Below are 19937 nucleotides of genomic sequence, written 5' to 3' on the forward strand. Positions count from 1 at the left end.
CCCGGTGTATAGTGGCTATTTTTTAATTTCAAAAAACTCACATTGTTTTCTGGGGTGGTAAGCCAGATCACTGACGCTGGATTGCACGACGATGGTTTGATCGTCAAAACGGATTATGATTCCGCCAGAGCCAATCAATTGGTCATCCTGAAATACCCGGACACGCAGATGACGTTCCAGTGCCTCGCTGAAATCCTGATCTGTAATTAATCGGCGATTAATGGCCATGAGGGTTCTCCTTTGAATATAATATCTTTTATCATAAAGGTAAGGTATGGAACAAGCAAGAAACACGGCTAGAACATCATCGGCTATTGGGTATAGAATAGAATGCAACGAAGAGAGAAAGAGATCAAAGGGGGCTAGCTATGGATAGGTCGTGGTCAGGGCCTTGGTTCGATGCCAACGCGCCAGAAGGGTTCGAGGCTTTTACTCCGTCACATGGGTTGGCTATATTGGGACTCATTGTATGCGCTTTGATGCTGTGGCTGACTCGGGGATGGATTCGGTCGAACAAGCCTATAAGCGAGGGAATTCGCTGGTTGTTAATTACAGTCCTCATTCTGTCAGAGGTGACTCTGAATATTTGGTATGTGATGCAGCATATTTGGGATGTCCAGACCTCACTGCCATTAGAACTGTGCAGTGTGACACTGCTGCTGTCTATCCTGATGCTCATTTTTCGAAGCCGATCGTTATATCCAATCATCCTTTTTGCCGGAATTGGAGGGGCGCTTCAAGCCGTACTCACGCCTAATTTGGCATACGCATTTCCGCATTATCGTTTTATCCATTTTTTCATAGCTCATAGTGCTATTATTTTGGCAGCCTTGTATATGACCTGGATAGAAGGACTCCGACCGACGTGGAAGAGTGTGGGAGGAGTGATGCTTTTTCTGAATGGCCTGGCGCTGATGGTGTGGATGGTAGACGATGCTCTCGGTGCTAACTACATGTTTCTAGCCGGAAAGCCGTCGACACCGTCGATATTGGATGTTTTGGGGCCATATCCTCTGTACATTCTGGCAGAAGAGTTCATTGCACTGCTGTTCTTTTCTCTTCTGATGCTATTGTTCGAGGTGCTTCCGGGAGGCAGGCTGTATGTCCGCTCGCGTAAAGGAGCTGTGCATAGTGCTGACAGGTCGACATAAAGTCGTTGTAAAGCCATATAAAAGCAGCCTTTTCCACAAGTATATAACTAGGGATAAGGCTGCTAAGAATGCCTAAACAGTAGTACGTCTGGGGATAACGTTCCCCATTTTAATACTTAACGCAGTAGTGATTCTGCTCCGTCTACATAAATTTCCGTACCCGATACATGAGATGACTCGTCTGAGGCGAGAAACAGGACCAGATTGGCAACCTGCTCTGGCTCACCAGGGGCATCCTCTAGCGGATGCTCTCCGCCCTTCGGAAATTCGACTGGAATTTGTACCTTCTTCAAGTCTTCCGAAGGGTACGTGTTATCGTCAATTTTTGTGTCGATGGCTCCCGGGCATATCGCGTTGACCCGAATTTTGTAACGTGCCAGCTCCAGCGCTGCCATTTTCATAAAAGCAACCTGAGCTGCCTTGCTGGAGGCGTAGGCTGAGAATCCAATACCCGAAAAGGTTCGATTACCGTTGATGGAGCTGGTAATGATAATGCTGCCACCGTGTTCTTTCAGGTAAGGGACGGCATATTTAACGGTAGCAAAGGTGCCGCGAAGATTAATGTTCATCGTGCGGTCCCATTCCTCCAGTTCCAGTGTCTCGATAGGGGCCATTGTGCCGTTAATGCCTGCGTTGGCGAACACAATATCCAGCTTTCCGTACGTTTCCACGACTTTAGCGAACCCCTGCTGAATCATATCCGGCTTGGATATATCACATTCCAGTACAAGCGCCTCGCCGCCAGCCTGCTCGATGATTGCTTTGGTCTCCTCTGCATGCTTGGGTGTCCGATCCAGCATGACCACCTTGGCGCCTTGTTCTGCAAAACGGATCGCGGTCGCCTTGCCAATTCCTGAACCTCCACCACTGACCACTGCTATCTTTCCTTGCAATCTCTGCTCTGCCATTGACTATTCCTCCCATTCCGTTCATAAACTAAACCTGACTCGTTATTCCATACCTCTGGACGTTGAGGGTGAAACAGTCACAGCTGGATTTTATCCCATTTGCGAAATATGGTAACATAGGCGAACCAGCAGGAACTTGTAGCAAAAATATATAGCAGGAACAAGTATGGAGAAGACCGAGTGACGGAGGTGGATCGAATTGAGCTATAACGCAAATGACCAACCCGGATCGACAGACGCTATAGCACTGACCGGAAAAATGAAACCGTGGGCACTAAGCGGCCCCAGTATTCAAATCGATCCGTTGTTTCCCTATTACGCCAACCGTTCGCGGGACAGTATAGCAGATGAGATCGCCCTTGCGGGCTACCAGACCGTTCATTATTTTGTCGTGCGTGAAAATGAAGTGGATGGAGCGCTTGTTGCTGCTTTTCAACGCAGAGGCATAGCGGTGTGGGCAATGGTGCTAGGCAACGGCTCTTTTGGCGTGTCCCAGCTACCGCCGGAGTGGAAAGAATGGCGCATGGAGCTGCTGCGCGAACCGAACGACGGATTTCAGCGGCTTTCGCATTTTGCCCAGGAGTATGTGGAATGGAAAAAAAACGCCGCTGCCCGGCTCGTCACCGACATTCCGTTCGACGGGTTCGAGGTGGCGGAGCCTTATTTCCCCGAATGGAACGGGCTGCGCAGTGGAGTGTACGGGGATATTGGGCCGCATGCACAGCGTGTCTTTCGCGAGCGCAGTGGTGAGAACATTCCGGATTTCCGCGACAAGCATGCGCGAAATTACTACCGGAAGGTTCCGAACCTGTACGCGCAGTGGGTTGATCTGCGTGTGGACGCCGTGAACGGCCTGATCAGCGAGCTGGTGAACGGCGCAGGCGGTGTGCGTGATGTCCGGCCGGACATCTGCGTGGCGACATGGTCGCTTGCTGTGAGCGGGCGCGGCGATGTTCCCGGCCAGCTGCGGGAATGGCAGGGTCTGGACGCGGTAGCCATGATCGGGTGCGTCGCCCCGGATATGCACGTACTCCAGACCCATTGGCCGGACTGGATGCGCCGCCGTCTGCCGCCACAGTATATTCGCGGCTACGCCCGCATCGCGCAGTTGATTCGCACCGCTTATCCGGGCCTGCCCCTCGGGGTGCAGGCGGATATCGGTTCGCTCGCGCGGATGGTTCGAGATCGCGAGTGGACGCGGCGGTTCGGGGCTACCGCCCTGGAGGGCGACTACGACGCCTGGACCGCCTATGAATACCATGTGGGTGGTTACATGTACCATGAGCCGCCCAAACCGCTTAGAGCGGAACGTTCAGCCGAAGATGAGGTGGTTATTTCTTTCAGCAAGCGAATTGCCACACCGTCTGTAGATGAGTTGCGTATTTGGAGCCGGGAGGACAGAGCAGGTACAACACGCGACCTGAGCCGCCACCTAAGGAACGATTCACTAACGTTGCTGGAGCTTGTGGATGCCGTAGCAGACGGAAACCGTCTATTGCTGCGTATACGCAATTTACCAGCGGAGGCGTTCAGCTTGCGCCTTGATGGTGTGCAGGATACACCGGAGCTATGGCTGCTCAAGGGAAGGAAGGCACATCGCAATCTGCCAGAGGATGAAGTGAGGGTTCCTTAAAATTTGGGTAATAACAAAATAACAGCTGTATAAATGGCTCATTTGCCGTAGCATTTTTGAATTGTATACTTTGAGGCAACATCTTTCAAAACATAAACTATAGTGGAGTGAAAAAAGTATGTGGGATTGGGATTACCTGATTCGGGTCATGTTTGCAGGATTATGCGGCGCATTAATCGGCTATGAGCGCAAAAGTCGGATGAAGGAGGCGGGCATTCGCACGCATTTCATTGTCGGTATTGGCGCAGCGCTCATGATGGTGGTATCCAAATATGGTTTTCAGGATCAAGCCGTCTGGTCGAACCTGTCGCTAGACCCTTCCAGAATAGCAGCACAGGTTATAAGTGGAGTCGGTTTTATCGGAGCAGGGATGATTTTCACACAAAAAAATAGAATCAAAGGGCTGACCACTGCCGCGGGCATCTGGACTACCGCCGGAATTGGTATTGCTGCAGGCGCAGGGATGTATGGGCTTGGTGCAGGTGTAACGCTGTTTATTCTAGCGGCTCAGTCCTTGCTCCATAGTCGTTTTTATCAGATGGCTACTCCGTCTACGCGACAAGTGATTGTTCAGGTCGACAATGAGCCGGGCGTACTGAATCGGATCAAAGAACTGCTGGAACACAAGAAGCTGACGATTCACAGCTTTCACGTCGAGCGCATCAATAACGGTGAGCAGTTGGTTATTCATATGCTTTTAAAGCTGTCCCGGTCAGAGGGAGTGGAGGAACTGCTGTCACTGCTTCAAGAGATGGAAGGTATTCGTTCAGTCGAGACCAAGTCCAATTAGACGAATTTACTGCTCACACAGTAGCTTTTTTGTCGAACGCTGGCGGCTTTTATAACGGAAAAAAACTTTAAAAATAATGATTGAAAACGCTTCCTTTTGTGTATATACTCTTACTACATCACAGAGGCAGTAGCCAAACAAAGACCCCATGCATATGCACAGGGCCGTTGTTATCATCCAGATATTATTTTACTTTGACGGGAGCTGGATATTTTTTACCCAGCGTATCCACAGTGACTTTTTTCATCGTAGCCGGTTGGATCGGTTTGTCATTGCTATCCCGTTTGGAATTGACGATAGCATCGACCACATCCAACCCGGACGTTACTTTACCGAAAGCGGCATATTGACCGTCGAGGTAGTCCGCATCGGCAACCATGATGAAAAATTGCGATCCAGCCGAATCCAGATCCGCTGAGCGGGCCATGGATAATACGCCACGTGTATGTTTGAGTGTATTGTTAACACCATTGCTCTTGAATTCGCCTTTGATACTGTAGCCGGGGCCACCTGTACCGTTACCTTGCGGATCACCACCCTGAATCATAAAGCCTGGGATAACACGGTGGAAAATGGTACCGTTATAGGCTCCCTTTTGCACTAAAGAAATGAAATTGTTAACCGTGTTCGGTGCTACTTCCGGATACAGCTCAAGCTTAATTTTCTTGCCATCATTCATGACAATCGTGACAATCGGATGGGAAACAGCCTTGTTCTTGTCTTTAGTCGCAGCAGGAGTTGTAGTGCTTGTCCGGCTGGCGGCTTCCACATCGGCCGCTTTTGTACCGCATCCAGCAACCAGCACGAGCATGATGGCCAGTAGGCACAGCGTGTACCATGGGCGTATCGTTTTTCGGTTCATTGATATTCCTCCTGAAAGGTTGGATGGTGTAACATCCTAATTTAAAGTTTGGGGGCAGCGCAGAACACTTTTCCATTTTCTATCATACCTTTTTTGCTGGGGATAAGGAAATACGGGTTTGAAAGCCGTATTCTTGACCCATACTGCTGCTATTCCCAAGGAAAGGGGCAGGATCATGATGGAGGTAGACAAAAAGCTGGCAAAAGGTCTCATATGGGGTATGGCGTTCAGTCTGCCGGTTTGGGTAGGGGTGCTGTACTCAGTACAACATTTTCGTGACTGGCTATAACATAAATCGTAAAGATAGGCCAAAACCGTTGTGGTTTTGGCTTATTTGTATTTGTGCCAGTCCAAATTGCTGTTATTCAGCAGATGCTCAAAGTTGTTATCCAGCTTCTTCTGTTCAGCTTTTTTTGCTTCGACGGCACGCTGCCGTTCGTCTTCTTTACGTTTGTCCTGTTCTGCTTGGGCTTCATTGGCTTGAGCCTTAAGTTTATTCAGCACGTCCTGACTCAACAGATCTTTTAACGTAGCAGGTTTGTCCTGAGCCGCAGGAGCAGGGGAAGGCGAATTTCTCTTCTTAGCCATGTCATCAACTCCATTCCATTCGATTATATCAGCTTCTTCACGGTTGTTCCACGATTGAAGGATGAGGGGGCGGTAGACTTTTCTAATTTAGAGGGTAATAATGGAATGAGCAGAAGGGACGTGTGGCATCATGCATCTATATTGGAAGCGAAACCTGGTCATTTTGTGGATTGGAGTATTGTTTTGCAGCATGGCCTATTCCGTGTCAATTCCGTTTTTACCTATATTTCTGAATACGGAAATGGGCGTAAATGATCATCTGGAACTGTGGTCGGGGATTGCCTTTGGAGTTACTTTTTTAGCCAGCGCGCTGATTGCCCCATTTTGGGGTTCGCTTGCGGATAAGTATGGACGCAAACCGATGCTGATTCGTTCAGGCTTTAGCCTGGCGGTGTTGTACCTGATATGTGCTTTGGTGACAGATCCATATGTGTTCGTAGGAGTACGGTTGTTTCAAGGCCTTCTATCCGGGTTTATTCCTGCTGCGATTGCGCTGGTCGGAACGGGTTCACCTGAGGAGAAAACCGGCTATGCACTCGGTATTATGGCGACCGCTGGGGCGACAGGCAGCATTATAGGTCCGTTGATTGGCGGTGTGGTGAGCCATTATTATGGCAATCGGAATGCCTTTTTTTTCTCTGCGGCTCTTGTACTGGTATCTGCGTTAATTGCGACCTTTGGCGCTAGAGAGGACAGCTTCAAGGGAACCAGTACCCGCTCGCATGTTCGTGATGATATCAAGGAGGCTATTGCTAATCGGCCTTTGTACTTTTTGCTTATTCTAGCGGGATTAAGTACCTTTTCCGTTATGATACTGGAACCGTTAATTACGGTATATGTGCTTGAAATGGGAGTTGACCGCAGCCAAGCATCTCTAAGTTCCGGGATTGTATTCTCAGCCGTAGGCATTGCGGCGGTGCTGATGGCTCCCCGATGGGGACGGATTGGAGGACGAACCGGATTTGCACACGTGCTGCTGATTGGGCTGATCGGTTCGGGAATCGGGAATATCCTACAATTTTATGTAACCAACTTTATTGGTTTTGGTGCGCTTCGGTTTGGATATGGATTGTTTTATGCGTCCGTCATGCCTGCTATCAACGCGATGACTGTGGAGGTCACCAAGCCGGAGTTTCGCGGACGAGCCTTTAGCTTGAGCCAATCAGCCACTCAACTCGCGACAATGGCGGGGCCGTTGATTGGCGGCATGCTTGGCAGTTGGATGCCGATCCGCTGGATCTTTGTGTTAAACGGTGGTATATTGCTGCTTGCAGCGTTGTTGCTAGGGGTAAAGGGGAAAAACGTGTTCCCGGTTTCAGCCAAGAAGAACGTCACGGATCAGGATATTCATTCTGCCGGATAGGCGAATGACAGCAGATTGTCTAATGGCATAAGCTTAAGGCTCCTAGAGCAGGTCTTTTTTTGCGCGATTAGATAATTATCCCAAACCTTTACTTTTAGTATACTTATTCATAACCCTCTACACTGATAATATGACAAGGAGGGATATATTATGATAAGAGACGACATTTTGCGTCAACAGCTTGAGAAAGCTCGCCAAAAGCTGTATATTTTGCAAGCAAAACATGGTTTTAATCATGCCAGTGTGCTCAGACAGTCTGTAATTATGGATAACCTCATCAATCAATATAACCACCTTTTTTATATAAAAGAAAAAAAGCCAACTGCATAAATGCAACCGACTGGGCGAGAAACTTTTGGTGAGGTCACTCGCCCTTGCTGTAGCGCTAATACCTATAACAACGATGCTTATCTTAACTTTTATAACTAGTGTGCAATCTATCATTTTAGGTACGGTTCGTTTGATGTGCACTCAGTAAAACACCGATAATAACGACCAAACCGCCAATGATTTGGCGCCATGTAATCGTTTCTTGCAAAAGCAAAACAGAAAATAAGACTCCAAATATCGGAACCAAATTCATCAGAGAAACGGAACTGCTCGGTGACAGCTTGATTAATCCGTAATTATATAGCAAAAACGCGATAACGGAGCAGAATACACCCAGATATACTAACAACATAAACGATCCTGTTGTCGGAACCTGCCAACGATCCTTTTCTAATAGAGCCAACGGTATAAAAAAGATACTTCCTGCAACGGTTTGATAAAAAGATAACGTCACGGGTGGATATTTGTCCACAACCTTACGCGTCATGAAAATGTAAAACGCCCACGCAAAACCCGTCCCGATTAATATTAAATTTCCGATGAGTTGATTCTTACTATCCGAACTTTCGCCAACTGAAGTCAAGAAATATACCCCGATCATGGCCAATGCTATGCCGCAAATTTTATATTTGGATATTTTCACTTTATACAAAATAAGTTCAAGCAGCGATGTAATTGCGGGATATGATGCAACAATTAATGCTGCGTTGGAAGCGGTAGTCAGGCTAACCCCTATATTCTCCATTGAAAAATAGAGAGTGATTCCCAAAACACCACTAAACGAAATCGTAGCCAAATCTTTTGGCTTTACTTTGACATGTTCTTTTTTAATCAGCAAAACGATACCTAGCACAACGGAAGCTATAATAAATCTCGACAGACCCAAGGTAAGAGGGGGGAACGTCGTGTAGGCTGCTTTGGTGGCAATAAACGATGTACTCCAGATCAATAGGGCCAGGATCGTAGAACCGTAGTAAATCCTGTTGCTTTCGCTGTGATGAGCTATGACTTTGTTCAAGTTAAATCCTCCCTGAGGTAATCCCCTGTGAAATACAATAGTTGCTACTATAGTGACTACTATAAAAACGTTACTAAAAAGATAGTGTGTATATCAGTTTTTGTCAAGGGGAAGTGATATAGTAAGGATGAACACGAATTGAGGAGAAGACGTCATGAAACCAAAACCAAATATATTAGAAATTCTACGGGATTTGAATTTTAGTGAATATGAAGCCAAGGCTTATGTGACCTTATTGGAAAGCTCTCCACTTTCGGGATACGCCGTTTCATTGAATTCCGGGGTACCGAGATCCAAAATTTATGAGGTTTTGTCTGGAATGGTTAACCGTGGGGATATTATGGTCAGTCAAGAAAATACGCCTCTGTATGTGCCGCTTCCGCCGCATGAATTGATTGCCCAGAGAAAACGCAAAGCAGAGCAGATTTTCAATGTGGCGCAAGAGAGTTTGGAGCAGTACACAGCATCATTTCAAAACAGAGAGAATATTTGGAATATCTCGGGGTATGAAGCCATTATCAATCGTATAAATGAAGGGGTAAAGGGAGCAAAACACCGAATTTTATTGGAAATTTGGAAAGAGGATGCCGAGGTGTTCCGAGATGCCTTAGAGCAAGTCGCTCAACAAGGAATTGAAGTGATCATTGTAGCGTATGGGGAGCTTAACTTTGATTTCGCTAATGTTTACCGCCATGATATGAGTGAGGAGATTACGTCTGAAATTGGTGGTCGGTGGATTGTACTTAGCGTAGACGACCGGGAGGTCGTAGCTGGCATACTTTCACTTGGTGATGACAGCCGCGCTGCATGGACGTTACATCCGGGTCTGGTGATGCCGATTACAGAAGTGATTATTCATGATATTTATATCATGGAAATCCTATATGAGTTCCGTGAACAATTAGAGGCGAAATTCGGCCCTAATCTAATCCATCTTCGCAATAAATTTGCTATGGGTCCGAATGGCAAAGGATATTATGTTCCTTTGACTGAAAAAAGCATTAAACGTGTATAGAGATTGTCTGAGGTCCGATGTGCAAAAATAAACAGGCCCATGGAGTGTTATTCCATGGGCCTAATTTTATTGGATGTTGTGTTCAATTATTTTACGGTTACAATCACACGTTGATAATGCTTTAAAGGATGTTTTCCATTGTCCTGTACTTCTGCAATGATATGAAGCGTATTCCCTGACTTAGCATCTGCAGGAACTGTGAAACTAACTGCATTCGTATCACTACCTTGCAAGTCAATCGTGTTTACTTTCTCGCCTTTAGCTACTTCTCGATGAAGCCCAAGCTGCATTTCCCCCAGCAATTCAGGTTTAACTTGTGCTGGTTTTACTTTAGAATCCTCATACGTGTCTGCTTCAAAATATCTCCACCATTTATAGGTCAATTGATTACCGTCGGGATCTGAACCTTCTGCATGCAGGGTTATTTTCTCCCCTGGACTAGCGGTTAGGTCTAATCCTTCTTTAATGGTCAACGTTGGATTATGGTTGGCATCTTTGTAGTCGGATGCAATAGCCCAATCTGCACGAGCAGCAAAGTCATTTTGAATATCATCAAACCAACGCATCAGAGAATATTCTGCTTCGAATTTTTTCGTATGCACATCATAATCTAACACGGTATTTCTAAATAATTTATCGTTAACGACACCGAAACGACCTCCCCAGCCACCATAGGATGGGTTTTCCATACTCCGCAATCCGTTATCAATTAAATAGAAGAAGGATGGAGAATCACCTTCAGAAATAAAGTCATACTTGTCGTATTGTGGATTTTTCTTTAAGTAGGCTTCACTGCCTCTTTGTTCTTCATCCAACTCGCCTTTGATGATATTGCCATCGCCCATCAAGGCATACATATTGAGCAACTTCCCATGACCATCTTTAATATTTTTGAAGTTCCATTCCCCGTGCAACTTGCTGTTTACTTCTTCTGTATGCATTTTCCAAGCATAAGCGAAATGCCAGAAGTTAGATTGATCATTAATAATTCTGATGTCTGGCCAATTCTTTGCGATGTACTTATTGTAGCTGTCATCCTGATCCAAAATGATATATAGAACGAGCTTATCGCTCACCTTTTTTTGGATATCAGCCCATTGAGCTGTATTTTTGTATTCGTCCTCAATAGATTTTAAAGCTTTGGCTGTAGTATTTGTGCCACCCCAGGTTTGTACATATAAATCTCTTTTGTCATCATCCAGGAAGAGATTTTTAAGGAAATTAGATCCTTCTGTTTCTTTGTCCATCTCACCTTTGTATGAAATATTGCCTATCTTGGTAACGCTTTTAATATATTCAGGCTTTGGATATCCTTCGGCTTGTTTAGTTAGATTAGGGTAAATTTCTCCATAAGCATCGATCATATCCGTTACCCATTGAGTTCCAGTCCATCTAAATGGCTTGATGCCGGCCTTTTCATCACCTGCATAATGATACACGGAACTGGTCAATACGATACCAGACAAGTCCATTTCATTAGAATAGAGGAGGAAGCGAATAACCGAATTCATATCATCGACTTCTCCATCGGTTGTAATAACCGTTCTGGCCTTCGTCGCTTTAGTTTCTACTTTATTGTCCACTTGTTCTTTTGCTGGAGCAGCGCTTTCATCCTTTGCAACAGCAGGAGCTTTTCCGCCGCTGCAACCACTGATGATCAAAATACATATCATGGCTAATAAAAAAATGCTTAACCCTTTTCTTTCTCTCATTTCTGTTCCCCTCTCTGAACGTTTCCAGGATGTTTTAGGATTATAACCATGCGGGCATCCTTTTTATTCATGATTCAAGATATAAAAAAAACCTAAATACATATATGCATCCATAGAAATGGCGCATACATATATCTAGGTTTTGCCTGCATGATCAGTCACAATCCTGTTTAGATTCTACAACATAATCCGAGAAAATGAAAGCGGTTTATGAATCCCGGCATAAAATTAGTTTTACGCTTTGAATAAACCGGATTCTTTGACTTCAGACAGGAAGTTGTGGAACTCAGGAATGTTCAGCTGTTGCTGAGCATCGGACAAAGCGACTGCTGGGTTCGGATGGACTTCCACCATGATACCGTCGGCTCCAGCAGCCAAGGCAGCTTTGGCGCAAGGGGCCAGGATGTCCTTACGTCCTGTGGAGTGAGTCACGTCCACCAATACAGGCAGATGGCTTTCCTTTTTCAAAATCGGAACAGCAGAAATATCCAGCGTGTTACGCGTCCATTTTTCGTACGTACGGATACCGCGTTCAATCAGCATGACTTGCGTGTTACCACGGGAAACGATGTATTCAGCAGCATGAAGGAACTCTTCCATAGTGGCAGCCAGTCCGCGTTTGAGCAGAACCGGAGTTCTGGTTTCACCCGCAGCTTTGAGCAACTCAAAGTTGTGCATGTTGCGCGCACCAATTTGAATAATGTCGATGTATTGGATCGCTTCCTCCAAATGTCTTGGATCGACGATTTCACTGATTGTAGCCAGCCCGAACTCGTCGCCTACACGTTTGAGAATTTGCAGTCCTTCCACGCCCAGTCCTTGGAAATCGTACGGAGACGTACGTGGTTTGAACGCGCCACCACGAAGAATCGGCACACCGGCTTCCTTGAGAGCCGCACCTACTTCACGAGTTTGCTGGTAGCTTTCTACCGAGCAGGGACCTGCGACCATGATGGAGGCTTTGCCGCCCACCAGCGTATCTTTAACCTTAATAACAGTGCTATCCGGTTGATTTTTGCGGCTGACGATCAGATGTTTTTTGTGTTCTTCTTTTTGATAGTTCAAAGAAGCCTTGAAAATATTTTTGAACAGCTGGCGAATCGTAGCATCGTCAAAAGGCCCACGGTTAGCCGCGATCAGCTTGTCCAGCATTTGTTGCTCACGTACCGGATCAAAGTCAGGTACCCCTTGAGCTTCCTTCAATTTTCCAAGTTGTCCCGCCAGTTCAGCGCGTTGGGACAGCAGCTCCAGCAATTGCAAATTTGTAGCATCGAGCTGTTCACGCAGCAGCTCCAAAGAATTTTCATTTGTAGACATACAGTACACCCTTCCCGAATTTAAATTTGTTTTTTTCTGTCAGCCCATAGACTTTTTTGCAGAAAATAACACAAAAAGGCACTCGTCGCAAGGGACGAATGCCGTGGTACCACCCTAATTACAGAAGTATACATACGAATCGTCAACGTCGTTCAGTCGACGGCAGTAACTTCTGAGCTTGATGCCCGTAACGGGGGCTTCCGGAAACCTCTACTGCGGACAAAGGAATGAATCCTTCTGTCGGTTCAAGGCTCGACTCGGGAGTGAATTTCAACGCGGGATTGCGGTACGCTCTCAGCAATTCGTACCTTTCTGTGGGAATCCGTTAGACGTTTACTTGTCTCCGTCGCTGTCTTTGTTCATGGTATTCAAAAGATTTGACCTTATTTTAAACAAAGTAGGTGCAGAAGGCAAGCCCTGATTATCAGGTTCAGTTTTCGCACCGTTTTGAATCGGTTATAATGTGAACAGCAACGGGACCCCCTTGCAATCTAAAAGACGTGATGTCCGAGGAGGAATTATGAGCAAAATCAGAGTATCGGCGGTTCAATATCATCTGCATACGATTGACTCATTCGAGCAATTTGCCCTGCAATCGGAGCATTATATTAAAACAGCCGAGGAATTTGGCGCGGAATTTGTCCTGTTTCCCGAGTTTTTTACGACCCAGCTTATGTCGATCGGTGAGAGTAAAGGCAAAGCTTTGACGATCAACGACCTGCCGGATTTTACCGACCGGTACCTTGAATTATTCACTTCGTTCGCCCGTCGAACCGGGATGCATATTATTGGCGGCACTCATGTAATTAGGCGAAACGAACGTTTATATAATACGGCACATTTGTTTTACCCGGACGGACGCGTGGCCACCCAGGACAAAATTCACATTACACCGACTGAGGTGCATGAATGGAATATGGCTCCCGGTGAGGGACTAAATGTGTTTGAGACGTCCAAGGGCACCATAGCGATGCTGACCTGCTATGATATTGAGTTTCCCGAAATCGTTCGCATGGCGAAGGCGAAGGGAGCAGATATTATTTTCTGCCCTTCCTGTACGGACGATCGTCACGGATTTTACCGGGTACGGTATACAAGCCACGCCAGAGCGGTTGAAAATCAGGTGTATGTCGTTTCGACGGGGACTGTCGGCTCTTTGCCTACGGTTGATTTTATGCGTGCCAATTATGGGCAAGCCGCAGTCATTACACCCAATGACATTCCTTTTCCGCCACGCGGCATTATGGTGGAGGGTGAACTGAACAACGATATGATTGTGACAGCAGATCTCGATTTGCAGCTGTTGTACGATGTACGCGAGCGTGGCTCGGTGACAACCTGGCGTGATCGTAGAACAGATTTGTACACAGACTGGAGCTAATGAAAGGAAATAAGCCATGTATCGCAAAGAATGGTTCATCTTTGACGGCGATCGACCGCTTCGGGCGGTGATTCGTAATTATTCTACAGCCGATTATGAGGGATTGCTGCGTATTCAGCTGGAGAGCTTCCCGCCACCTTATCCGCAGGAGCTGTTATGGAGCCGGGAGCAGATTGCCAGCCAGATAGAGCATTTTGCAGATGGAGCGCTGTGTGTGGAAATTGAGGGGGAACTGGCGGGTTCGGTAACCAGCCTGCTGATGCATTATAACCCCGAACATCCTCAGCATACATGGGAGGAAGTTGCGGACGACGGTTATATTCGTACACACTGTGAGGACGCTAAGGCGCTGTATGTGATTGACTTAGCGGTACGTCCTGCTTACCGCAGATTGGGTCTGGGTAAATGGCTGATTTTTTCCTTATATCATCTTGTGATTGAACGGAGACTGGATCGTTTGCTGGGCGCGGGCCGTATGCCTGGTTATCAGCATCATGCCGACCAATTGAGCGCAGAAGCGTATGTGGATGCCGTAGTGTCTGGTGAACTGAAGGACCCGGTATTAACTTTTCTACTTCGTTGCGGACGGGTGCCTGTCTGCATCCTGCCGAATTATTTGGATGATGAACAATCGCGTAATTATGCTGCCCTCATGGAATGGCGAAATCCGTTTCATACCCATCACTAATTGAAGAGGAGTGTGTCCTATGGAATATCATCGCATTACTCATATTGAAGACCCCTTGTTTGCGAGCATGCATCAGCTAATGCAGGAAGTATTTCCACCAGAGGAAGTGCTGGAGTACAGCCTGTGGAAGGAACCACTGGAAGACCCGGGTATTCGTGTCTTTGTTGCGGTACAGGACGATAAGGTAGTCGGTGCAACAGAGTATCGTTATTATGAGGACTTTAATGTAGCTATGACAGATTTTACGATCATCGGACAACCGGGACTGGGCATTGGCCGTTTTCTTTGGACACGACGTCAGAATGACTTGCACGCGCTTGCTCAGGCCAGTGGACAGCAGTTGCAGGGGATGTTTGCTGAAATCTATGACCCTTACCGTGGCAACGAGCATACCTTTGGTGGTGTCAAGCCAATGGACCCGTACGTGCGACGTGAGGTGCTATCTCATCTGGGCTATAAGCGATTGGACCTGGACTATGTACATCCGTCCTGGAATAACGATGGAGTAGCAGTAGAAGGGCTGAATTTAGGCTTTATGCCTGAGGATGATAGCGTGGAAGAAGTGAGCGCCGAATTGGTGGCAGCTTTCCTGCGTCGTTACTATACAGTATTGCCGAACAAGCCTGCTGCCTGGAACGAAATGGTAGAGGGATTGGAAGCCAAATCGACAGTAGTATTGCTGCCATTGTAAACATATGAAGTACAAAAAGGGTGCACTCAAGCCACGTATCATCTGCGTGGCTTAGGTTGCACCTTTTTTGCATTTCCCTATCGGTCCTTTCATTTTCCTTGATCCCTGGGTTCGGGCTTCGCAGATGCGACTCCTCGTGGGTTATCTTCGGCCGAAATATCGTCCGTAATTGTCTTGTCCGCGGTCCTACGTTCGTCTGCTTCCACAGGATTCAAGGTTTTGTAGCGCTTATACTCCATATCGGCCTGAGACATCGGATCTTTATACATAGGAGATCAGTCAACTCCTTTCTGTTATACACTTCATTACCCGCATACCAGAATTGGTAACCGTTTTCTTTCACCTGATAAAATGAAGTGGTTAATGTTAATCCAGCATATCGTCGCTGTCCAGTTGCTCTTCTTCATCCCCATCGGTACCATTCAACAAATCGGTACCATGCAGGAATTCGGCAGGAGCAGAAGGATCAACAGGACTGTTCGGTGTCAGTTCATCGGCATCTGGGACGTCCTCCAGAGGAGTATCTGGCCCTTCCGTCAGATTCTCCCAGTTGGTTTCTGCATTTTGCAGAGAAGGCTCAAAATCATTGTCATGTAGCTCAGTAGTTCGATCATCACGATTGGCCATGTTACTCAGCTCCTTTACTTTTTGTTGCTTATTCCGACCTTACCCAAACAGAAGAACGGCTAAACCTTGAGTTAGTGTGTCTGTAGGAAGTTAAAATCATGCGAATAGGGATATGCCCATTCTCAATTAGCGTTTTTTTGGTAACTGCTGTGATATGATAAAGAAGATAGGGAGGGATATGAATTGGAATGGTACATGTTTGGTCCGATGATTAGTCGTATCCGAGTAGGTCAAAAGGCATCTACCCCGGGATTTTCCCGCACCCTCATTCGGCGCCCGGAAGGCTTATACTGGACAGATGGCGGACAGGCTGGAAAAATAGTAGAAATACGCGATTACTTATTTTCCGATATTTGGACGATCTATGAAGATGAAGATTCTGAACCATGGTTGGGGCTTAGAGAGCAGAAGGAGCGGCGCGAACAGGAAATGATCATTAATCAATATGAAGATTTTACAAAAAATGAGTAAAAAGAACATGATACCCTTCTTATGAAGAAGGTATGCACATCATCGTATAGAATAATATAATTTCAGGACGTAAAAAATGTTAAAACGTATACAATCTTGTAAATCCTACTATGTAACTTTGAGGTGCTTAATATGAGGCATGTGCCCAAAGCTGTCGCCGCCCTGCTAGCGGTCATTGTGATACTGTTGTCGCTGGGTCACTCCACCTATGCGGCTAAAATGACCCCGGAAAGGGATTATAAAATACCCTCCTGGGATATGAGATGGGGAGCGGTAAACGAGGATGGCTCTTTAGATGAGGTAAAGGATCCCAGCAAGGTCTGGATGCATATTGAAGATGATACACAACTGCTTAGGCAGCCCGGTAATAAAGGATCTGCTTGGATTCGTATTAAGTTACCTTCGCTAAATGATGAAACGCCAGCGGTACTTTTTGAAAATATTTATGGCAGGCATATTACGCTGTATAAAGATGGGACCAATTTTTACGAATCCTACCGTGGGTACAATTATGAGAATAATCGTATTCTGATTCCGCTGAAGCCGGAAGACAGCGGTAAAACATTATACATATGGACGGAAAGCAGTAAGAATAGACTGGGCATTATCGGCAATGTGATGACCGGTGATTATCGTGATTTGTTGGGGACCTTGGTCAGAATGGATGTTTTAGATATTGTACTGGGCAGTACGTTTATCTTTATCGCCCTGGTACTACTGATCTGCTCATTTTTCCTGTTCCGTCCGAGTATGGCCATGTGGCTGTCCCTAAGTGCGATTGTATTGTCTATTGGTCTGATGATCGTAACGTATTCACCATTCTTGTATACATTCTATCGCGGCTATGGCAAGCTGTACTTACAACTTTTTGATGTGGCACTATTTATTCTGCTGCCTTCATTAGCTTTCTTTTTTGAACAAAATATCAATTCGATTATACTGATTCGCAAATTCAGAAAGTTTTTAACCGCATACTCTTTGTTCTGCTTTATCATGATGATTGTGAATTTAGGAGCACAGGAGCGGTTGAACGATATATATTATTTTTTTAGTGTAGTCATCCTGGGTATATTACTCGTCGCCTTAATGATACTGCTGGTATTTGCTTCGGTTCGCATGGCACTTAAGGGTGATCACGAAGCGATCATTTTATCGACAGGCTTTGCATTTTTTGCAGTCATCTCTATCGGGGAACTGAGCTGGTTCTTCATTCTGGACGGACACTACAATATGTTTTTGTGGAAATGGGGCGTGTTCGGTTTTGTACTGGCGTTGATCGCGATTTTGGGCAGAAGGCTGGCAGAAAAGCACAAGCAGGTGGTTCGGTACTCCAGGGAACTGGAGATGTTCAATAATGAGCTTCAACGTTCGGAGAAAATGGAGATTATTAGCGATTTGGCTGCATCTGTAGCTCATGAGGTACGTAATCCCCTTCAGGTTACACGTGGATTTCTTCAGTTGATGAGCAAGCAGGAGGATGGTAAAAATAAAGACTATCTACATATCGCTCTGGAGGAGCTGGATCGAGCTTCCGCGATTATTACAGATTTTCTGACTTTTGCCAAGCCAGAGTTTGACCAAACCAAAACGTTGACCATATTGGACGAATTCAAACATATTGAAGGAATCATCAGTCCAATGGCTAATTTGCAAGGTGGGAAAATTTCACTGGATATTCCCCAGGAAATCAAAGTACGCGGGAATTCCTCCAAGTTCAAGCAGGCGTTCATCAATATCATCAAAAATAGCATAGAAGCGCTGCGCGACCAGGGTCATATTCATATATGGGCTTATGTGGACAACGGAGAGGCGGTCATTCATATTCGGGATAATGGTGAAGGGATGGATGCTCAGACTTTATCCAGACTAGGTGAGCCTTATTTCTCGAATAAGACAAAGGGCACGGGTTTGGGGATGATGGTGACTTTTCGGATTATTGAAACGATGAATGGCAAAATAACTTTTACAAGTGCAAAAGGGGTGGGAACAGAAGCGACCATCCGCTTCCCCGTAGCCGGATAATATCCGGCTTTTTTGCATTCGGAGAAAACGGAGGGAAGCTTGCTGAGCCCACCCACATGAGATTAAGGAATATAGATTAAATAAGCATTAACAACTAATTTACCACATCGAGCGAGGTTTCTGGGATGCAGCGAGCACGCCGGAGGGGTCTGGGGGGATTACCAGATAAAACTGATCAGGTGTTTCCTCTAACGTTTTGATTTGGATATGATCGGGGATCACGACTCCTAACACATCACGAATTGCAGATTTGGGATCTGTCATCAGCTTTTCTCTAAAACTGGCATCCTCCCAAGCTTTTTGAATGACTTGTGTTTGAAGAACTTCAGTAGCCATCAAAAATCACCCTCTCATTCAATTGGTTATATTTACCTAGTCAGTATACCACGAAAGACTCAGAAAAATCTAGCATTATTTCATATTTTTGGAGAGCCAGTAATCAAGTCCGCCTCTTCTCAAATGCGAGCGTCCGGCTTCAATTTCCGCCGCCACTTCGCCCAGTTCTGCTGTGATAGAATGTGCAAAGCTACGTAGGCCGTGGATAGAAGGCTCCAGGGTCTCTAACTGTTGGACTACTTGATCGGCAATGTTCACATAGGTGGCGAGCGTGCCGCGTACATAAATCGCTTCCTGAATCTGTTTGGGTCCCAATCCTTCACAGTAAGCCGTCTTCTGTTCGGCACTGATATGGGACAAAAGACAGTTATAGCTATCCTCCACCAAATCTTCTGCCCAGTCCGCCCAATCATCCGACATTTGAAGCACGAGTAGCGCCAAGTCCGTCATATCTGTAATGATCTGGATCAGATCGGCACGGCCTGCAAGCAGTAAAGCACCCGTTCCAGCCATTTTTAATGGACTTGCTTTCAGCGCGACCTTATTTCTTTCTCCTTGAAAATAGTCCTCTGTTCCTTCGGATATCACACTAACGGCCCATTCATCAACATACGCTCGGGCATATGACCAAAAAGGAGAGGTTGCAGGAAAAAGGTCCCGATATACGCTTAGACACTCAGTATAGAATAGCTGGCTTAAGGCGAGTTGCGTTTTACGGTTGTCTGCTGCTGTGTCCATCACATCGTCTTGAATTAAATAGTGAGCCATGACGAACACGTTGCCAAGTGACAGCTTGCGGCATGTCTCGGGGGGCAGTCCGGTGAGTTCTTGCAGCCAAAATGGAAGCAAATAGCATATGTAATTACGCGTGCTGTCTTCCCGCAACGGATTAAAACGCGCCAGAAAGTCCAAACCCTCTTGCTGAAAGGGAGCTGGAAACGTGGACGTCCGTTCCTCCGCTTGACGAAATACTTTTTCCAATTCGTCTTTGTATGCAAAATACCATTCCATCGCCATCACCTGCATCTCTTATG

The 19937-nt window shown here is 46.2% G+C and carries 21 protein-coding genes and 1 other annotated feature; of the genes, 11 read left to right on the forward strand and 10 right to left on the reverse strand.

The features are described from left to right. Window positions 1-15 precede the first annotated feature (15 nt). Window positions 16-228, reverse strand: a complete 213-nt coding sequence (locus T3H97_RS05340) for a hypothetical protein (protein WP_025723740.1) — start codon at window positions 226-228, stop codon at window positions 16-18. A 140-nt stretch (window positions 229-368) separates the two neighbouring features. Here T3H97_RS05340 and T3H97_RS05345 point away from each other — a divergent pair, with 140 nt between their 5' ends. Further along, complete coding sequence (locus T3H97_RS05345; RefSeq protein ID WP_328801911.1) at window positions 369-1151, forward strand: YwaF family protein; 783 nt, start codon at window positions 369-371, stop codon at window positions 1149-1151. A gap of 116 nt (window positions 1152-1267) precedes the next feature. Here the strand turns inward: T3H97_RS05345 and T3H97_RS05350 are convergent, their stop codons facing one another. Further along, on the reverse strand, window positions 1268-2059 hold the full coding sequence (locus T3H97_RS05350) for an SDR family oxidoreductase (RefSeq protein ID WP_328801912.1): 792 nt from the start codon (window positions 2057-2059) through the stop codon (window positions 1268-1270). Window positions 2060-2318: 259 nt separating this feature from the next. Here T3H97_RS05350 and T3H97_RS05355 point away from each other — a divergent pair, with 259 nt between their 5' ends. Continuing rightward, complete coding sequence (locus tag T3H97_RS05355) at window positions 2319-3692, forward strand: N-acyl-D-glucosamine 2-epimerase (protein ID WP_328802781.1); 1374 nt, start codon at window positions 2319-2321, stop codon at window positions 3690-3692. A 118-nt stretch (window positions 3693-3810) separates the two neighbouring features. Continuing rightward, entirely contained in the window at window positions 3811-4482 is a 672-nt protein-coding gene (locus T3H97_RS05360; RefSeq protein WP_328801913.1) for an MgtC/SapB family protein, read from the forward strand. 184 nt (window positions 4483-4666) lie between these two features. Here the strand turns inward: T3H97_RS05360 and T3H97_RS05365 are convergent, their stop codons facing one another. Further along, window positions 4667-5344: a peptidylprolyl isomerase gene (locus T3H97_RS05365; RefSeq protein WP_069291265.1), complete on the reverse strand. Its 678-nt coding sequence runs from the start codon at window positions 5342-5344 to the stop codon at window positions 4667-4669. Window positions 5345-5674: 330 nt separating this feature from the next. Next, on the reverse strand, window positions 5675-5932 hold the full coding sequence (locus T3H97_RS05370) for a YqkE family protein (protein ID WP_328801914.1): 258 nt from the start codon (window positions 5930-5932) through the stop codon (window positions 5675-5677). A gap of 130 nt (window positions 5933-6062) precedes the next feature. Between T3H97_RS05370 and T3H97_RS05375 the strand changes: the two genes are divergently transcribed. Together T3H97_RS05375 and T3H97_RS05380 are read left to right on the forward strand one after the other, a co-directional pair. Further along, the gene (locus T3H97_RS05375) at window positions 6063-7295 is read left to right on the forward strand and encodes an MFS transporter (RefSeq protein ID WP_103048991.1); all 1233 of its coding nucleotides are present in this window, start codon (window positions 6063-6065) and stop codon (window positions 7293-7295) included. Window positions 7296-7445: 150 nt separating this feature from the next. Further along, window positions 7446-7625, forward strand: a complete 180-nt coding sequence (locus tag T3H97_RS05380) for an aspartyl-phosphate phosphatase Spo0E family protein (protein ID WP_025723205.1) — start codon at window positions 7446-7448, stop codon at window positions 7623-7625. 115 nt (window positions 7626-7740) lie between these two features. Here T3H97_RS05380 and T3H97_RS05385 read toward each other — a convergent pair whose 3' ends face one another. Beyond that, a complete protein-coding gene (locus T3H97_RS05385; protein ID WP_165144491.1) occupies window positions 7741-8643 on the reverse strand; it encodes a DMT family transporter in 903 nt (300 codons plus the stop codon). Between the two features lie 154 nt (window positions 8644-8797). On the opposite strand from T3H97_RS05385, the gene T3H97_RS05390 reads away from it, so the two are divergent. Further along, window positions 8798-9658 (forward strand): TrmB family transcriptional regulator, encoded by an 861-nt coding sequence (locus tag T3H97_RS05390; RefSeq protein ID WP_025723203.1) that lies wholly within the window; start codon window positions 8798-8800, stop codon window positions 9656-9658. 86 nt (window positions 9659-9744) lie between these two features. Here the strand turns inward: T3H97_RS05390 and T3H97_RS05395 are convergent, their stop codons facing one another. Both T3H97_RS05395 and T3H97_RS05400 read right to left on the reverse strand, forming a co-directional pair. Beyond that, window positions 9745-11370: a DUF1593 domain-containing protein gene (locus T3H97_RS05395; RefSeq protein WP_103048990.1), complete on the reverse strand. Its 1626-nt coding sequence runs from the start codon at window positions 11368-11370 to the stop codon at window positions 9745-9747. Window positions 11371-11604: 234 nt separating this feature from the next. Continuing rightward, window positions 11605-12687, reverse strand: a complete 1083-nt coding sequence (locus T3H97_RS05400) for a bifunctional 3-deoxy-7-phosphoheptulonate synthase/chorismate mutase (RefSeq protein WP_013309063.1) — start codon at window positions 12685-12687, stop codon at window positions 11605-11607. An 87-nt stretch (window positions 12688-12774) separates the two neighbouring features. Continuing rightward, window positions 12775-13046, reverse strand: a binding site (T-box leader). Between the two features lie 161 nt (window positions 13047-13207). On the opposite strand from T3H97_RS05400, the gene T3H97_RS05405 reads away from it, so the two are divergent. The 3 genes from T3H97_RS05405 to T3H97_RS05415 are packed head-to-tail and all read left to right on the forward strand — an operon-like array spanning window position 13208 to window position 15447. Beyond that, window positions 13208-14068 (forward strand): carbon-nitrogen hydrolase family protein, encoded by an 861-nt coding sequence (locus T3H97_RS05405; RefSeq protein ID WP_025723200.1) that lies wholly within the window; start codon window positions 13208-13210, stop codon window positions 14066-14068. A 16-nt stretch (window positions 14069-14084) separates the two neighbouring features. Then, on the forward strand, window positions 14085-14756 hold the full coding sequence (locus T3H97_RS05410) for a GNAT family N-acetyltransferase (RefSeq protein ID WP_103048989.1): 672 nt from the start codon (window positions 14085-14087) through the stop codon (window positions 14754-14756). A 19-nt stretch (window positions 14757-14775) separates the two neighbouring features. Continuing rightward, entirely contained in the window at window positions 14776-15447 is a 672-nt protein-coding gene (locus T3H97_RS05415; protein WP_025723198.1) for a hypothetical protein, read from the forward strand. Between the two features lie 366 nt (window positions 15448-15813). Here the strand turns inward: T3H97_RS05415 and T3H97_RS05420 are convergent, their stop codons facing one another. Then, entirely contained in the window at window positions 15814-16074 is a 261-nt protein-coding gene (locus T3H97_RS05420) for a hypothetical protein (RefSeq protein WP_025723196.1), read from the reverse strand. A gap of 183 nt (window positions 16075-16257) precedes the next feature. On the opposite strand from T3H97_RS05420, the gene T3H97_RS05425 reads away from it, so the two are divergent. Then, window positions 16258-16545, forward strand: a complete 288-nt coding sequence (locus tag T3H97_RS05425; RefSeq protein WP_103048987.1) for a hypothetical protein — start codon at window positions 16258-16260, stop codon at window positions 16543-16545. A gap of 132 nt (window positions 16546-16677) precedes the next feature. After that, the gene (locus T3H97_RS05430; protein WP_328801915.1) at window positions 16678-18567 is read left to right on the forward strand and encodes an ATP-binding protein; all 1890 of its coding nucleotides are present in this window, start codon (window positions 16678-16680) and stop codon (window positions 18565-18567) included. Between the two features lie 99 nt (window positions 18568-18666). Here T3H97_RS05430 and T3H97_RS05435 read toward each other — a convergent pair whose 3' ends face one another. Together T3H97_RS05435 and T3H97_RS05440 are read right to left on the reverse strand one after the other, a co-directional pair. Continuing rightward, window positions 18667-18903, reverse strand: a complete 237-nt coding sequence (locus T3H97_RS05435; RefSeq protein ID WP_007429107.1) for an NHLP leader peptide family RiPP precursor — start codon at window positions 18901-18903, stop codon at window positions 18667-18669. Window positions 18904-18978: 75 nt separating this feature from the next. After that, entirely contained in the window at window positions 18979-19914 is a 936-nt protein-coding gene (locus T3H97_RS05440) for a hypothetical protein (protein ID WP_328802782.1), read from the reverse strand. Window positions 19915-19937 lie beyond the last annotated feature (23 nt).

Origin of the sequence: Paenibacillus sp. LX16 (assembly GCF_036252815.1) — a bacterium.
Classification (GTDB): domain Bacteria; phylum Bacillota; class Bacilli; order Paenibacillales; family Paenibacillaceae; genus Paenibacillus; species Paenibacillus polymyxa_B.

Coding starts and splice junctions, on each gene's coding strand:
- T3H97_RS05340 (WP_025723740.1), bottom strand. CDS start 228: ATGGCCATTAATCGCCGATTAATTACAGATCAGGATTTCAGCGAGGCA.
- T3H97_RS05345 (WP_328801911.1), top strand. CDS start 369: ATGGATAGGTCGTGGTCAGGGCCTTGGTTCGATGCCAACGCGCCAGAA.
- T3H97_RS05350 (WP_328801912.1), bottom strand. CDS start 2,059: ATGGCAGAGCAGAGATTGCAAGGAAAGATAGCAGTGGTCAGTGGTGGA.
- T3H97_RS05355 (WP_328802781.1), top strand. CDS start 2,319: ATGAAACCGTGGGCACTAAGCGGCCCCAGTATTCAAATCGATCCGTTG.
- T3H97_RS05360 (WP_328801913.1), top strand. CDS start 3,811: ATGTGGGATTGGGATTACCTGATTCGGGTCATGTTTGCAGGATTATGC.
- T3H97_RS05365 (WP_069291265.1), bottom strand. CDS start 5,344: ATGAACCGAAAAACGATACGCCCATGGTACACGCTGTGCCTACTGGCC.
- T3H97_RS05370 (WP_328801914.1), bottom strand. CDS start 5,932: ATGGCTAAGAAGAGAAATTCGCCTTCCCCTGCTCCTGCGGCTCAGGAC.
- T3H97_RS05375 (WP_103048991.1), top strand. CDS start 6,063: ATGCATCTATATTGGAAGCGAAACCTGGTCATTTTGTGGATTGGAGTA.
- T3H97_RS05380 (WP_025723205.1), top strand. CDS start 7,446: ATGATAAGAGACGACATTTTGCGTCAACAGCTTGAGAAAGCTCGCCAA.
- T3H97_RS05390 (WP_025723203.1), top strand. CDS start 8,798: ATGAAACCAAAACCAAATATATTAGAAATTCTACGGGATTTGAATTTT.
- T3H97_RS05395 (WP_103048990.1), bottom strand. CDS start 11,370: ATGAGAGAAAGAAAAGGGTTAAGCATTTTTTTATTAGCCATGATATGT.
- T3H97_RS05400 (WP_013309063.1), bottom strand. CDS start 12,687: ATGTCTACAAATGAAAATTCTTTGGAGCTGCTGCGTGAACAGCTCGAT.
- T3H97_RS05405 (WP_025723200.1), top strand. CDS start 13,208: ATGAGCAAAATCAGAGTATCGGCGGTTCAATATCATCTGCATACGATT.
- T3H97_RS05410 (WP_103048989.1), top strand. CDS start 14,085: ATGTATCGCAAAGAATGGTTCATCTTTGACGGCGATCGACCGCTTCGG.
- T3H97_RS05415 (WP_025723198.1), top strand. CDS start 14,776: ATGGAATATCATCGCATTACTCATATTGAAGACCCCTTGTTTGCGAGC.
- T3H97_RS05420 (WP_025723196.1), bottom strand. CDS start 16,074: ATGGCCAATCGTGATGATCGAACTACTGAGCTACATGACAATGATTTT.
- T3H97_RS05430 (WP_328801915.1), top strand. CDS start 16,678: ATGAGGCATGTGCCCAAAGCTGTCGCCGCCCTGCTAGCGGTCATTGTG.
- T3H97_RS05435 (WP_007429107.1), bottom strand. CDS start 18,903: ATGGCTACTGAAGTTCTTCAAACACAAGTCATTCAAAAAGCTTGGGAG.
- T3H97_RS05440 (WP_328802782.1), bottom strand. CDS start 19,914: ATGGAATGGTATTTTGCATACAAAGACGAATTGGAAAAAGTATTTCGT.